This is a genomic window from Bradyrhizobium embrapense, from assembly GCF_001189235.2.
GTDB lineage: Bacteria > Pseudomonadota > Alphaproteobacteria > Rhizobiales > Xanthobacteraceae > Bradyrhizobium > Bradyrhizobium embrapense.
This window is the reverse complement of sequence record NZ_LFIP02000012.1, coordinates 55401-69922: the sequence shown is the minus strand read 5'-3', so window position 1 is coordinate 69922 and position 14522 is coordinate 55401. Positions and strand designations below refer to the sequence as shown.

Below are 14522 nucleotides of genomic sequence, written 5' to 3'. Positions count from 1 at the left end.
GGCCGTTAGTTCAGTGCGTCGTCGAGCAGCGCCTTGAGCTGCGCCAGGTGTTTCGACATCAAGCCGGTGGCGGTCGCCGCCGATGCCGGACGGCCGGCATAGCGCGGACGCTTGTTGGCTGCGTTGGCCTGGTTCAGCACCCATTCCAGATAGGGCTCGATGAAGTGCCAGGAACCCATGTTACGGGGCTCTTCCTGGCACCAGACCACCTCGGCACGCTTGAAGCGGCTGAGCTCCTGCACCAGCGCCTTTAGCGGCACCGGATACAGCTGCTCGATGCGCATCAGATAGATGTCGTCGATGCCGCGCTTCTCGCGCTCCTCGTACAGGTCGTAGTAGACCTTGCCGGAGCACAGCACGACGCGACGGATCTTGTCGTCGGGCACCAGCTTGATCTTCTCGTCCGGCAGCATCTGCGCGTCATCGTACAGGATGCGGTGGAAGGTGGCGTTCTTGCCGAGCTCGTCGAGCCGCGACACGGCGCGCTTGTGACGCAGCAGCGACTTCGGCGTCATCAGGATCAGTGGCTTGCGGATTTCGCGATGCAGCTGGCGCCGCAACACGTGGAAGTAGTTTGCCGGCGTGGTCGGATTGACCACCTGCATGTTGTCCTCGGCGCACATCTGCAAATAACGCTCGAGGCGCGCGGAGGAGTGCTCCGGTCCCTGCCCCTCGTAGCCATGCGGCAGCAGGCAGACGAGGCCCGACATGCGCAGCCATTTGCGTTCGCCCGAGGAGATGAACTGGTCGAACACCACCTGCGCACCGTTGGCGAAGTCGCCGAACTGGGCTTCCCAGAGCGTCAGCGCATTCGGCTCGGCCAGCGAGTAGCCGTACTCGAAGCCGAGCACCGCCTCTTCCGACAGCAGCGAGTTGATGACCTCGTAATGGCCGGTATCCTCGCCGCCGAGATGGTTGAACGGCGTGTAGCGGCTCTCGTCCTCCTGATCGATCAGGACCGAATGGCGCTGCGAGAACGTGCCGCGCTCGGAATCCTGGCCCGACAGGCGCACATGATGGCCCTCCTGCAACAGCGTGCAGAACGCCAGCGCCTCGCCGGTCGCCCAGTCGATGCCGACACCGGTGTCGATCGCCTTGGCGCGGTTGTCGAGGAAGCGCTGAATGGTGCGGTGGGCGCGGAAGCCGTCCGGCACCTTGGTGATCTTGCGGCCGATCTCCTTGAGCACCGCGACATCGACACCGGTGACGCCACGGCGGGCGTCCTCTTCCTGATCGGCCGACTTGAAGCCGGCCCATTTGCCGTCGAGCCAGTCGGCCTTGTTCGGCTTGTAGCCCGAGCCGGCTTCGAGCTCGGCATCGAGCCGGGCGCGCCAGTCGGCCTTGGCCTTCTCGACCTCGCCCTCGGTCAAGACGCCATCGGCGACCAGCCGCTTGGCGTAAATCTCGAGCGTCGACGGATGCGAGGCAATCTTCTTGTACATCACCGGCTGGGTGAACGCCGGCTCGTCGCCCTCGTTGTGGCCGTGACGCCGGTAGCAGAACATGTCGATGACGACCGGCTTGTGGAATTTCTGCCGGAACTCGATCGCGACCTTGGCCGCGAACACCACGGCCTCCGGATCGTCGCCATTGACGTGGAAGATCGGCGCGTCGATCATCTTCGCGACGTCGGACGGATAAGGCGACGAGCGCGAGTAGCGCGGATAGGTGGTGAAGCCGATCTGGTTGTTGACGATGAAGTGCAGCGAGCCGCCGGTGCGGTAGCCCTTCAGGTCGGACAGGCTGAAGCATTCCGCCACCACGCCCTGGCCCGCGAACGCCGCGTCGCCGTGCATCAAAAGCGGCAGCACCGAGATGCGCATGTCAGGCGGATCGCCGTGCTGATCCTGCTTGGCGCGCACCTTACCCATCACTACCGGATCGACGATCTCGAGATGCGAGGGGTTCGCGGTCAGTGACAGATGAATGTTGTTGCCGTCGAACTCGCGGTCCGAGGAGGCGCCGAGGTGATACTTGACGTCGCCGGAGCCTTCGACCGAGTCCGGATTGGCCGAACCACCCTTGAATTCATGGAACAGCGCGCGGTGCGGCTTGCCCATCACCTGGGTCAGCACGTTGAGGCGGCCGCGATGCGGCATGCCGACCACGATCTCCTTCACGCCGAGATTGCCGCCGCGCTTGATGATCTGTTCGAGCGCCGGGATCAGCGATTCGCCGCCGTCGAGGCCGAAGCGTTTGGTGCCGGTGAACTTGGTGTCGCAGAACTTCTCGAAGCCGTCGGCCTCGATCAGCTTGTTGAGGATCGCGCGACGGCCCTCGGGCGTGAAGCTGATCTCCTTGTCCGGGCCCTCGATGCGCTCCTGGATCCACGCCTTCTGCGCGGCATTGGAGATGTGCATGAACTCGACGCCGAGGGTCTGGCAGTAGGTGCGCTCGCAGATCTGGACGATCTCGCGCAGCGTGCCGTATTCGAGGCCGAGCACGTGGTCGAGGAAGATCTTGCGATCGAAGTCGGCCTCGCTGAAGCCGTAGGAGCGCGGATCGAGCTCCTCGCGGTCGCGCGGCGCCTCGATGCCGAGCGGATCGAGCTTGGCGTGGAAATGGCCGCGCATGCGATAGGCGCGGATCAGCATCAGCGCGCGAACCGAATCGCGGGTGGCCTGGTGCACGTCGGCGTCGGACAGTTCGGCGCCCTTGGCCTGTGCCTTGGCCGCGAGCTTGGTGCCAACCGCCTTCTCGACCTGGGCCCAGTTGCCGTCGAGCGCCGAGGTCAGCTCGTCACGCGGCGTCACCGGCCAGTTGTCGCGGCCCCACGAGGCGCCCTCGGCATTCTTCTGGACGTCGGCCGGGGCGTCCTTCAGGCTCTTGAAGAAATCCTGCCATTCGGCGTCAACCGACGCTGGGTCCTGCTCGTAGCGGGCGTAGAGGTCGTCGATATAGGCGGCGTTGGTGCCCTGCAGGAATGATGAGAGAGCAAAAGCAGCATTCGCGTCTTGGCGAGACATGGGGCAGTCCTGGTGATTTTTCGGTTCGCGCGTAGGAGACGGCGCTGACGCCGGTCTGGAAGTGCGCCGGCTGGATAGATACCCTTTACCCTATCTAGGTCGGATATTCCTGCCTAAAAGAACCAAGAAATGAATTAATTTTCATATTTTATTGATCAACATTCTCGCGGCAAAACGCAACAAATAGGCGGGTTCCCCAAGGAGAACCCGCCCAAAATTCCGCTAAAATCCGAAGGGAACCTGGCCTGACGGAGGTTACTTCAGCATCTCGGCGAGCGTGTGCCCGAGCCGCGCTGGCGACGGCGACACCTTGATGCCGGCGGCTTCCATCGCCGCCGTCTTGGAACCGGCGTCGCCCTTGCCGCCGGAGATGATCGCACCGGCATGACCCATGCGGCGGCCGGGAGGTGCGGTAACACCAGCGATGAACCCAACCATCGGCTTCTTGCGGCCGCGCTTGGCTTCGTCCTTGAGGAATTGGGCGGCATCCTCTTCGGCGGAGCCGCCGATCTCGCCGATCATGACGATCGACTTGGTGTTCTCGTCGGCCAGGAACATCTCCAGCACGTCGATGAACTCGGTGCCCTTGACCGGATCGCCACCGATGCCGACCGCAGTGGTCTGGCCGAGGCCCTCCTGGGTAGTCTGGAAAACCGCCTCATAGGTCAGGGTGCCGGAGCGCGAGACGATGCCGACCGAGCCGGGCTTGAAGATGTTGGCCGGCATGATGCCGATCTTGCACTCGCCGGCGGTCATCACGCCGGGGCAGTTCGGCCCGATCAGCCGCGACTTCGAACCCGACAGCGAGCGCTTGACGCGCACCATGTCGAGCACCGGAATGCCCTCGGTGATGCAGACGATCAGGGGGATCTCCGCATCGATCGCCTCGCAGATCGCGTCCGCCGCGCCAGGCGGCGGGACATAGACCACGCTGGCGTCGGCGCCGGTCTTGGCGCGCGCGTCCGCGACGGTGTCGAACACCGGCAGGTTGAGATGGGTCGAGCCACCTTTGCCCGGCGCCACGCCGCCGACCATCTTGGTGCCGTAAGCGATCGCCGCTTCCGAATGGAACGTGCCGTTCTTGCCGGTGAAGCCCTGGCAGATGACCTTGGTGTTCTTGTCGATCAGAATGGACATGGGATGCTTTCGCGAGACGAGAAGGGTTTAGTGGATACGCCGGTACACGCCGGTGAGCACGTCGGCCCACCCTTCCGCGTCAGGCGAGAACTGGATTTTCATGTTGTAGGTGTTGTCGTCGACGACCTCGTAGACGTGACGGGCATTGCCGCGTAGCGAACCGCGCACCAGGATCAGCGACTTGCCGGCCCAGCCGCCGGACGCCGGCGACGGCGGGTAGTAGCCGAGCGAGTCGTGCCAGAACAATTTGTAGGCGCGATCCTCGCGGTCGTAGGTGAAGACGCCGTGGGTCGCGAAGCTCTCCTTGCCGTCGCGCCTCTGCACGCTGTCCTGGATCAGGTAGAAACCGTTCAGTGCGATGCGCGCTGTGACATGCGAGGTGGCTGGACCGCCCGCGGTCCAGCGCGAGGGATAGACCACCTCTTCGCCGTTCCACTCTCCCGCGAAAACCGCGAGCTTGCGGTGTTCGTCCAGCGGGGTCGGAGCGTCGAGATGATCGGCCATCGCTAGCCTCCCTTGACGGCTTTCACGATCTTCTGTGCGGCATCATCGAGATTGTCGGCGGCGAGAACATTGAGACCGCTGTCGCGAATGATCTTCTTGCCGAGCTCGACATTGGTGCCTTCGAGGCGCACCACGAGCGGCACCTTGAGGCCGACCTGCTTCACCGCGGCGACCACGCCCTCGGCGATCACGTCGCACTTCATGATGCCGCCGAAGATGTTGACCAAAATGCCCTTCACGTTCGGATCGGCGGTGATGATCTTGAACGCAGCTGCGACCTTCTCGACGCTGGCGCCGCCGCCGACGTCGAGGAAGTTCGCCGGCTCCATGCCGTAGAGCTTGATGATGTCCATCGTCGCCATGGCGAGGCCGGCGCCGTTGACCATGCAGCCGATCGTGCCGTCGAGCGCGACATAATTGAGGTCATATTTCGACGCCTCGATCTCCTTGGCGTCTTCCTCGGTCTCGTCGCGCAGCGCGACCACGTCGGGATGGCGGTACAGCGCGTTGCTGTCGAACGACACCTTGGCGTCGAGCACACGGAGCTGGCTCTGTTTGGTGACGACCAGCGGATTGATCTCGAGCATCGCCATGTCCTTGGCGACGAAGGCGTTATAGAGCTGACCGGTCAGCTTCTCGGCCTGCTTGGCCAGATCGCCCTTCAGCTTCAGCGCCTCGGCGACGGTGCGGCCGTGGTGGGGCATGATGCCGGTGGCGGGATCGACCGAGAACGAGACGATCTTTTCCGGCGTCGAATGCGCGACGTCCTCGATGTTGACGCCGCCTTCGGTCGACACCACGAAGGAAACTTCGGAGGTCTCGCGATTGACCAGGAGCGAGAGATAGAACTCCTTGTCGATGTCGGAGCCTTCCTCGATGTAGAGGCGGTTGACCTGCTTGCCGTGCGGGCCGGTCTGCACCGTGACCAAGGTCGCGCCAAGCATCTGCTTGGCGAATTCGTCGACCTCGGCCACCGACTTGGCGATGCGGACACCGCCCTTGTCGCCGGCGGATGCCTCCTTGAACTTGCCCTTGCCGCGGCCGCCGGCATGGATCTGGCTCTTCACCACCCAGATCGGACCGGGGAGCTGCTTGGCCGCCGCGTCGGCATCTTCCGGCTTCAGCACCGGCACCCCGCGCGAGATTGGCACGCCGAATTCATGCAGCAGTGCCTTGGCCTGGTATTCGTGGATATTCATGGAAAGACGCTCCCAAACCCTCGTGCGGCGAACTTCACGTCAGCCCTGGTTCTGGCATACCACATACCAAGACTCGCGCAACTACAAAATTCGTCGGAATTTCATCACCTTGCGCCCGACAGGCGATTGAAATCGCCTATGGGGCCATTGCCGATCGAGATTACTTGCCGAGCAGATCGGGCGCGATCTTCTTGCAGGCGTCGACCAGGCCCTGCACCGCGCCGACCGACTTGTCGAAGGCTTCACGGTCCTTGCCGGCGAGCTCGATCTCGACGATGCGCTCGACGCCCTTGGAGCCGATCACGGTGGGGACGCCGACATACATGTCCTTCACGCCGTACTCGCCGTTGAGATAGGCGGCGCAGGGCAGTACGCGCTTCTTGTCCTTCAGATAGCTCTCGGCCATCGCGATCGCGGACGCCGCCGGCGCGTAGAAGGCCGAGCCGGTCTTGAGCAGATTGACGATCTCGGCGCCGCCGTTACGGGTGCGGTCGACGATCTCGTCGATGCGCGCCTGCGAGGTCCAGCCCATCTTGACGAGGTCGGGCAGCGGAATGCCGGCAACCGTCGAGTAGCGGGTCAGCGGCACCATGGTGTCGCCGTGGCCGCCGAGCACGAAGGCGGTGACGTCCTCGACCGAGACGTTGAATTCGTCGGCCAGGAAGTAGCGGAAGCGCGCGGAGTCGAGCACGCCGGCCATGCCGACGACCTTCTTGTGCGGCAGGCCGGACGCCTTCTGCAGCGCCCAGACCATCGCATCCAGCGGGTTGGTGATGCAGATGACGAAGGCGTCGGGCGCGTACTTCTTGATGCCGGCGCCGACCTGCTCCATGACCTTGAGGTTGATCGACAGCAGATCGTCGCGGCTCATGCCGGGCTTGCGCGGCACGCCGGCGGTGACGATGCAGACCTTGGCGCCGTCGAGCGCTTCATAGGAGTTGGCGCCGACCAGGTTGGAGTCGAAGCCGTCGACCGGCGACGACTGCGCGATGTCGAGCGCCTTGCCCTGCGGCACGCCCTCGGCGATGTCGAACAGCACGACGTCTCCGAGTTCCTTGAGGCCGACGAGGTGCGCCAGCGTTCCGCCGATCTGTCCGGAGCCAATCAGAGCAATCTTGTCGCGTGCCATGGGAAATCAGTCCTTTGAACTGGTGCAGGAGGGAGGGAAGTCGGTTGCAAGGGTGGTTATCCCTTTCGAATGATCCATTCAAGTCGCGGCCTGCCCGATTGCCGGCCGTGCCTGCAATTCGATCAGGCATGCCAGCAACATCCGCCCGGAGACACGAAAAGTTGCTCCGAACCGGACTGCACGCAAGACCGAATATGAGGGCCGAATTTCACGGTTGAACTTCAGGTCTCGACCAGACCGGTCGACGAGCCGCTGGCCGAGGAGTCCTTGCGGCCGTGCGGCAGCGCCAAATAGGATTCCGAGCTCATCTCGATCAGGCGCGAGGCCGTGCGCTTGAACTCCATCGCCTCGATGCCGTCGGTCGCAAGGTACAGCGACACCGGATCGGCCTCGGCCGAGGCCATCAGCTTCACCGCATTGTCATAGAGCGTGTCGATCAACGAGATGAAGCGCTTGGCGGCGTTGCGCTCGGCGTAATCCATCACCGGAATATGGTCGATCAGGATCGTGTGGTAGTCGTGCGCCAGCCTGAGGTAATCGGACGCGGCGAGCGGCTTCTCGCAGATGTCGGCGAAGCTGAAGCGCGCGACGCCATGCGACGAGCACGGCACTGTCAGCAAACGCTTTTTGATTTCGATAAGGCGCGCCTTGCACGGCGCGTTGCCGGTCATCTTGCGCCACGCCGCGCTGAGCACATCGCGAGCCGCGTCATCGGCGGGCACCAGCCACATCTTCACGCCGGCGAGCTTCTCGAGCCGGAAGTCGGTGCGTGCATCGAGCCGCAGCACATCCATGTGGTCGGAGATCTGCGCGATGAACGGCAGGAACAGCGCGCGATTGAGACCGCCCTTGTAGAGATCGTCAGGCGCGACGTTCGAGGTCGCGACCACGACGGTGCCGAGATCGAACAGCTTTGCGAACAGCCGTCCGAGGATCATCGCATCCGCGATGTCGGTGACGTGGAATTCGTCGAAGCAGAGCAGCCAGGCTTCGTCGAAGATCGCCTGCGCGGTGAGCGCGATCACATCGCCGTCGGCGATCTCGCCGCGCGCGATCTGCTGGCGGTAGCCGTAGATGCGCTCATGCGCTTCGGCCATGAACTCGTGGAAGTGCGCGCGGCGCTTGTGCTCGACCGGGCTCTGCTGGAAGAACAGGTCCATCAGCATGGTCTTGCCGCGGCCGACCTCGCCATGGACGTAGAGCCCGCGCGGCGGCTTGTCGTCCCCGTTGCCGCCGAACAGCCGCCCGAACAGACCCTGCTTGCGCGGCGGCTTGTAGCTCGCGAGCCGCTCATCGAGTGCGCCGAATGCATCGGCGGCGCGGGCTTGCGCGGGATCGGCCTCGATCGCACCGGAGGCGACCAGGGACTTGTAGTGTTCGAGGAAGGAACTCGGCGAGGTGGACAGCATGAGCCCACCTTACGGCCCTAGTGCGCGGCAAATTGCAAGCCGTGAATTGTGCCAATGGGGTATGCAAGCGCAAGCCCTTGCACACCCCGGCCTACCGCACGACCTCGCCGGGCCGGGAAGCGCGATCTCGCCGCGATCTCCGATGCCTTACGCGCAAAGCTCGTAGGAATCCTCGACCACATAGGGGCCGCCACCGGTCGACGCGCGCGACGAGAACAGCACGAAGCGGTCCGCCATGAAGCTGCGGCTCGGGAAGTAGCCGCGCACCGACAGATAATCCGCGACGTCCTGACTCGATGCGTCATGCAGACGCGCGAGCGTGACATGGGGCGTGAATTTCCTGCCCTCGGGATTGAGCCCCATCCGCTGCATCATCCGCTCGAGCTCGGCCTGCAGTTCGATCAGCGGCCGACTGGGCTCGACGGCGGCAACCACCGCGCGCGGCTTGCGTCCACCGAAGCTCGACAGGCCCTGCAGTTTGACCTCGAACGGTTTTCGGTTCACCCGAAACAGCATCGTCGCGATCTCGTTGGCCCAGATGCCGTCGATATCGCCGATGAAGCGCAGAGTGACGTGATAATTTTCGGGATCGATCCAGCGTGCGCCGGGAAGGCCGCCACGCAAATTGGAAAGTGTCTGGCCGATCTCGGCCGGAATTTCCAGTCCAGTGAACAGACGCGGCATCGCAATAATCCTCGATGCTTGGCGCGGGTTTTGGGAGCCCGCACCCCATAACAGCCCGGTGACGAATCACCGATGCCTATTTGTACCCGAGATATGTGACTCTGCGAAGCATGACCCGTTAACAGCTCGTAAACCTACGGACACGACACGGCTCGCTGCCCGCGTTTCAACTGCGTTGCCCTGATAATGCGCCGAGAAATGCCTCCACCGTGGGCAGGATGTTCTTGACGACGATGTCCACACCTTCGGCCGTCGGATGCATGCCGTCGGCCTGATTGATCTTCGGATTACCAGCAACGCCGTCGAGGAAGAACGGATAGAGCGGCACGCCGAGCGATTTCGCCAGATCCGGATAGATCGCGTTGAACTTCGCTGCATAGTCGCTGCCATAGTTCGGCGGCGCGAGCATGCCGCACAACAGCACGGCGATCTTGCGCGCCTGCAACTTTGTGATGATGTCGGAGAGCGCGGCACGCGTCACCGCAGGATCGATGCCGCGCAAGGCATCGTTGGCGCCGAGCTCGACGATCACCGCATCGGTTCCATCCGCCACCGACCAGTCGAGCCGCTCGCGGCCGCCCGAAGCGGTATCGCCGGACACCCCGGCATTGGTCATCTCGACCATTATCCCCTTGGCTTCCAAGGCTTTTTGCAGCCGGACCGGAAATGACGCCGGGCCCGGGAGACCATACCCGGCGCTCAGGGAATCGCCCAGGACCACCATCTTGATCGGCTTCACGGCGCCTTGCGCCGGGCCTTTCTCTTTTCCGTCCCCGGATCCGGGCGTCTGCGCACTTGCCGCCGTCATCAAGCCCATAAGCAACACGAGTATGTGCACGAAGATTTTCAACCGGCCCTCGACCGCAGCTGCGGAAGTGCCATATGACCGAGCCATGGACAGTCTCATCGAATCCTCTTCATTGACCGGCGTCGAGCCGGACACCATTGCCGTCAGGAACGTCAATCTCTCGCTCGGCACCGGTGCGGCACGGGTTCATATCCTCAAAGATATCAGCCTTCGTGTGGCAGCGGGTGAGGCGATCGGCCTGATCGGCCCGTCGGGCTCGGGCAAGTCGACCTTGCTGATGGTGATGGCGGGGCTTGAACGTCCTGACAGCGGAGAAGTGGTCGTCGACGGCACGTCGTTCAATGCCCTCGACGAAGATGAGCTGGCGCGCTTCCGCGGCCGCCAGGTCGGCATTGTCTTCCAGTCGTTCCATCTGATCCCGACCATGACGGCGCTGGAGAATGTCGCGGTGCCGCTCGAACTCGCCGGTAATCCCGATGCGGCAGCGCGCGCCGCGCGGGAGCTGCAATCGGTCGGCCTCGGCGAACGGCTGCATCACTATCCGACCCAGCTCTCCGGCGGCGAGCAGCAGCGCGTTGCGATCGCGCGCGCGCTGGCGCCCGATCCCGCGATCCTGGTCGCCGACGAGCCCACCGGGAATCTCGACGAGACGACGGGAAAGCAGATCGTCGACCTGCTGTTCGCCAAGCACGCCGAGCGCGGCATGACGCTGGTGCTGGTGACGCATGATCTCGCGCTCGCGCAGCGCTGCGATCGTGTGGTGCGGCTGCGCTCCGGCCGCATCGACGGGCAGTCAACTACATGAGCTTTGCCGCGACATGAGCATTGCATCCGAAGTTGCGGTGCAAGGCCGCGCGTCGTCGCTTGCCTTCCGTTACGCGCTGCGCGAACTGCGCGGAGGCCTGCGCGGTTTCTACGTGTTCATCGCCTGCATCGCGCTCGGCGTGATGGCGATTGCCGGCGTCGGCTCGGTCGCTGCGAGCCTCGGCGACGGCCTGTCGCGCGAGGGCCGCACGCTGCTCGGCGGCGACGTCGCATTCTCGCTGATCTCGCGCGAGGCCAAGCCCGACGAGGTCGCGTATCTGCGCACCCGTGGCGAGGTTTCGGTTGCAGCCACACTGCGCGCGATGGCCCGCAGCGGCGACGGCAAATTGGCGCTGGTCGAGCTCAAGGCGGTCGACGGCAGATATCCGATGCTCGGCGAGCTGACGCTCGAGCCGAACATGCCGGTCGCCGATCTGCTTGCCGAACGCGACGGCGTTTTCGGCGCGGCTGCCGACTCAACCTTGCTGGCGCGGCTCGACCTGAAGCTCGGCGACCGCGTCACCATCGGCAGCGCGACCTACCAGATCCGCAGCGTGGTGGCCGCCGAGCCCGACAAGCTCGCCGGCGGCGTCGGCCTCGGCCCGCGCTTCCTGATCAGCGAAGTCAGCCTGCGCGCCACCGACCTGCTGCAGCCCGGCAGCCTGGTGCGCTGGATCTACCGGGTGAAGCTGCCCGACGGCGCCAACGACGATCGCGCCACCACCGCGTTGATCGACGGCGCGCGGGCTGCCGCGCCGCAGGCCGGCTGGGAGGTCCGCAGCCGCAACAACGCCTCGCCGCAGCTTGAGCGCACCATCAACCGCTTCACCCAGTTCCTGACCCTGGTCGGCCTCGCCGCCCTGCTGGTCGGCGGCGTCGGCGTCGCCAACGCGGTGAAGAGCCATATCGACCGGCGCCGCGACGTCATCGCCTCGTTCAAGGCGCTCGGCGCCACCGGCCGCGACGTCTTCACGATCTACTGCACGCAAGTGGTGGTGCTGGCCGGGATCGGTTCGGTGATCGGGCTGGTACTCGGCGCCGCGCTGCCCTTCATCATTGTCGGCCTGTTCGGCAAGCTGCTGCCGCTGCCGGTGGTGCCGGCCCTGCATCCCGACGAGCTGGCGCTCTCCTTCCTCTACGGCCAGCTCACCGCGCTGGCGTTCGGGCTGTGGCCGCTCGGCCGGGTCCATGACGTGCCGGTCGCCGCGCTGTTCCGCGAAACCGTCGCCAGCGAGTGGCACCGCCCACGCTGGAGCTATCTCGCGCTGATGGCGGCGGTGGTCGCGCTTCTCATCGGCGTCGCGATCGGGCTCGCCTACGACAAGCGGGTGGCTTCGGTGTTCGTCGCCTCGTCGATCGCAGTGTTCCTGCTGCTACGCGGGATCGCCGAGATCCTGATGGCGGTGGCGCGGCGGCTGCCGCGCAGCCGCATGACCATGCTGCGGCTCGCCATCGCCAACATCCACCGGCCGGGCGCGCTGACGCCCTCGGTCGTGCTGTCGCTGGGTCTTGGCCTCGCGGTGCTCGTCACCATCACCCAGATCGACGGCAATCTGCGCCGACAGTTCCTGGCCGCATTGCCGGAACGGGCACCGTCGTTCTTCTTCATCGACATCCCCTCGACCGAGGCCGACCGCTTTGGTGCTTTCCTCAAGCAGATCTCTCCGGACTCGACCATCGAGGACGTGGCCATGCTGCGCGGGCGCATTGTCGCCGCGCGCGGCGTCAAGGCCGACCAGCTCAAGCCGTCGGTCGATTCGGAATGGGTGCTGCAAAGCGACCGCGGCCTGACCTACACCGGCGAAATTCCCAAGGGTTCGAAGATCGTCGAGGGCGAATGGTGGGGGCCGGACTACAGCGGACCTCCGCTGGTCTCGATGGAAAAGAAGATCGCCGACGGACTGTCCTTGAAGATCGGCGACGAGATCGTGGTCAACGTGCTCGGCCGCGATGTGCCGGCCAAGATCGCCAATCTGCGCAACATCGACTGGCAGGGCCTCGGCATCAATTTCGTGCTGGTGTTCTCGCCGAATGCCTTCAAGGGCGCGCCGCATAGCCACGTCGCGACCCTGACGGAACCCCATGCCGGCGCCACCGATGACGCGCGCATCATCAAGCAGGTCGCCGACGCATTCCCGATGGTGACCAGCGTCCGGGTCCGCGAGGCGCTGGAGACGGTCGGCACCGTGGTCAGCAATCTGGTGCTGGCGATCCGCGGCGCCAGCGCCGTGACGCTGATCTCGGCGATCCTGGTGCTGGGCGGCGCGCTCGCCGCCGGGCACCGCCACCGCGTCTATGACGCCGTGATCCTCAAGACGCTCGGCGCCACGCGGGCGCGACTGCTCGGCGCCTACGCGCTGGAGTATCTGATGATAGGCTTTGCAACCGCAATATTCGGGGTGATCTCAGGTTCGGTCGCCGCCTGGCTGATCGTGACGCGGCTGATGACGCTGAGCTTCATCTGGCAGGCCGGCAGCGCGGCGCTGGTCGTGGTCGCCGCGCTGGTCGTCACCGTCGGATTGGGGCTGGCGGGGACGCTGCTCGCGCTGAACCAGAAGCCGGCCTCGGTGCTGCGGAATTTGTGACAATTTGTAGCGGCGGCAGCGCCGTTTTGCCTGAAAATGCTAGGCCAGAGCGACATTCGGCCGCGCGTGGAAGCTTGCGTCGGATGTGTTAATTTCCCACATACCACTCGGGTCGGATAGTCGGTTTGAATGACACGCAATTAATGTTCCGCAAACCGAGCCATCTGAGATAGATTTACGACCGGCGCCGCAAATCCCTTGCGCTCCACCGGGACCAACCACGGGAATTCGACCATGTCGGACCTAGACCGCAACTACGCTTCTCCTTTCGGCCGGGCCGCCGGGCGCATTGACGCTGCGGCCGTCGACGCCGGTCTGCGCGCCTACATGCTGCGCATCTACAACTACATGAGCATCGGCCTGGCCATCACCGGCCTTGCCGCGCTCGGCGTCTACATGGGCGCGGTGACGACCGACCAGTCCGCCGCCGTCGCCAAATTCGGCAATGCCTATCTGACGCAGTTCGGCTACGCGATGTTCGTGAGCCCGCTGAAGTGGCTGTTCATCCTCGCCCCTCTGGCGATGGTGTTCGTCATCTCGGCCGGCATCAACCGCCTGCAGCCCGCGACCGCCCAGCTTCTGTTCTGGGTGTTCTCGGCGCTGATGGGCCTGTCGCTGTCGTCGATCTTCCTGGTGTACACGCACACTTCGATCGTGCGCGTGTTCTTCATCACCGCGGCGACGTTCGGTGCGCTGAGCCTCTACGGCTACACCACCAAGCGTGACATGAGCGGCATGGGCTCGTTCCTGTTCATGGGCCTGATCGGCATCATCATCGCGAGCCTGGTCAACCTGTTCCTGGCCAGCTCGGCACTGCAGTTCATCGTCTCGGTGGTCGGCGTGCTGGTGTTCGCAGGCCTCACCGCTTGGGACACCCAGCGGCTGAAGAACGACTACATCTACGGCTACGCCTCGCAGGGTGGCGTGATGGCAGAGCGTGCGGCAATCACGGGTGCGCTGTCGCTCTACCTGAACTTCATCAACCTGTTCACGCTGTTGCTGCAGCTGCTCGGCCAGCGCGACTAAGCGGCTCGCGCCAGCCAATCGATCCAAGCCTTGCAAATCCAAGCCTTGCAAGCCCCGGCCATGCGGCCGGGGCTTTTCTTTTGCGCCGGGAAAATACTGACGATGCGGCACACGCTCGGCGTGGGCTGCACAACGGTTTCCGGCGGATTGGAACGACGACCGCGTGGCCCGGATAGACGCAGCGCAATCCGGGACAAGTCCATCCGCTGTTATGGCAGCCCCGGATTGCGCTGCGCTGCATCCGGGCTACGAAGCGGCGGGTTTGCCGCGC

The 14522-nt window shown here is 64.5% G+C and carries 11 protein-coding genes; 3 read left to right on the top strand and 8 right to left on the bottom strand.

Annotation, left to right across the window (positions count from 1 at the left end):
• Positions 1-5: 5 nt before the first annotated feature.
• The 8 genes from AKN83_RS34010 to AKN83_RS33975 form a co-directional block, all read right to left on the bottom strand.
• On the bottom strand, positions 6-2966 hold the full coding sequence (locus AKN83_RS34010; RefSeq protein WP_050400877.1) for a 2-oxoglutarate dehydrogenase E1 component: 2961 nt from the start codon (positions 2964-2966) through the stop codon (positions 6-8).
• A 255-nt stretch (positions 2967-3221) separates the two neighbouring features.
• A complete protein-coding gene (gene sucD / locus AKN83_RS34005) occupies positions 3222-4103 on the bottom strand; it encodes a succinate--CoA ligase subunit alpha (RefSeq protein ID WP_050400878.1) in 882 nt (293 codons plus the stop codon).
• A 27-nt stretch (positions 4104-4130) separates the two neighbouring features.
• Entirely contained in the window at positions 4131-4607 is a 477-nt protein-coding gene (locus AKN83_RS34000) for a DUF1579 family protein (RefSeq protein ID WP_050400879.1), read from the bottom strand.
• 2 nt (positions 4608-4609) lie between these two features.
• The gene (gene sucC, locus AKN83_RS33995; protein ID WP_050400880.1) at positions 4610-5806 is read right to left on the bottom strand and encodes an ADP-forming succinate--CoA ligase subunit beta; all 1197 of its coding nucleotides are present in this window, start codon (positions 5804-5806) and stop codon (positions 4610-4612) included.
• Positions 5807-5966: 160 nt separating this feature from the next.
• Entirely contained in the window at positions 5967-6935 is a 969-nt protein-coding gene (gene mdh, locus AKN83_RS33990; RefSeq protein ID WP_050400881.1) for a malate dehydrogenase, read from the bottom strand.
• A gap of 221 nt (positions 6936-7156) precedes the next feature.
• A complete protein-coding gene (gene zapE / locus AKN83_RS33985) occupies positions 7157-8344 on the bottom strand; it encodes a cell division protein ZapE (protein ID WP_050400882.1) in 1188 nt (395 codons plus the stop codon).
• Positions 8345-8491: 147 nt separating this feature from the next.
• Positions 8492-9028, bottom strand: a complete 537-nt coding sequence (gene thpR / locus AKN83_RS33980; RefSeq protein ID WP_050400883.1) for an RNA 2',3'-cyclic phosphodiesterase — start codon at positions 9026-9028, stop codon at positions 8492-8494.
• A 166-nt stretch (positions 9029-9194) separates the two neighbouring features.
• Positions 9195-9866 carry an arylesterase gene (locus AKN83_RS33975; protein ID WP_050400903.1) on the bottom strand — a complete coding sequence of 224 codons (672 nt, stop codon included), beginning with the start codon at positions 9864-9866 and terminating at the stop codon, positions 9195-9197.
• 55 nt (positions 9867-9921) lie between these two features.
• Here AKN83_RS33975 and AKN83_RS33970 point away from each other — a divergent pair, with 55 nt between their 5' ends.
• The 3 genes from AKN83_RS33970 (at position 9922) to AKN83_RS33960 (ending at position 14251) form a co-directional block, all read left to right on the top strand.
• Positions 9922-10641, top strand: a complete 720-nt coding sequence (locus AKN83_RS33970; RefSeq protein ID WP_050400884.1) for an ABC transporter ATP-binding protein — start codon at positions 9922-9924, stop codon at positions 10639-10641.
• 13 nt (positions 10642-10654) lie between these two features.
• Positions 10655-13225, top strand: a complete 2571-nt coding sequence (locus AKN83_RS33965) for an ABC transporter permease (RefSeq protein ID WP_050400885.1) — start codon at positions 10655-10657, stop codon at positions 13223-13225.
• A gap of 234 nt (positions 13226-13459) precedes the next feature.
• Positions 13460-14251 (top strand): Bax inhibitor-1/YccA family protein, encoded by a 792-nt coding sequence (locus AKN83_RS33960; RefSeq protein ID WP_021078796.1) that lies wholly within the window; start codon positions 13460-13462, stop codon positions 14249-14251.
• The last annotated feature ends 271 nt before the right edge of the window (positions 14252-14522 follow it).